Origin of the sequence: Paenibacillus sp. Pae15 (assembly GCF_024519685.1) — a bacterium.
GTDB classification, from domain to species: Bacteria; Bacillota; Bacilli; order Paenibacillales; family NBRC-103111; genus Paenibacillus_G; species Paenibacillus_G naphthalenovorans.
The window spans coordinates 1-493 of sequence record NZ_JALJRM010000093.1 but is presented as its reverse complement, the minus strand read 5'-3'; the positions used below and the strand labels follow the sequence as shown (position 1 = coordinate 493).

1 pseudogene is annotated in these 493 nt (G+C 40.4%); it reads left to right on the top strand.

Going from position 1 to position 493, the window contains the following annotated elements:
• Window positions 1–486: pseudogene (locus tag NR121_RS25080) on the top strand (hypothetical protein); the annotation flags it as partial.
• Between the last annotated feature and the right edge of the window lie 7 nt (window positions 487–493).

The following is a 493-nucleotide window of genomic DNA, read 5'->3' as shown; positions in this document are numbered from 1 at the left end:
GCCTTGGGTAACGCCGAAATCGCTTTACGCGGCACGAACTTTGAAACGGCATACGGGCTAAGACAAGCGGTTACTCTCCCGATAGAGCATGATTTAAATAAAGATATCAAGATGAAGATTAAGGAAATCATTTTCTTTGATTCTTCGGATAAGGATTCGCCTTATTGGGATCTTCTGGCCAATAGTGAACGACAAGACAATCTGGATAACAGTTACTACTTTGCATACAAGATTGAATTTACTACAGAATCGGAAAGAGATTATAACTTGCGTGTCAAAGATAATTTTCAAATGGTAGGGTGGCTATCCGTGACGTCAGATAGCAGCCGTGGCGTTTCGGTTATTGGTTCAAATCTAGTAGGGTCGAGAGAAGGTTACGTGATTTTTGCTCTCACCAAAAATGGGACCGAATATCAACGTGAAGCATTAAGAAATAGCGCTTATACCATAAATCAAAAGGACGTTCTGTTATTCTCAAATGAATAAAGGGGCT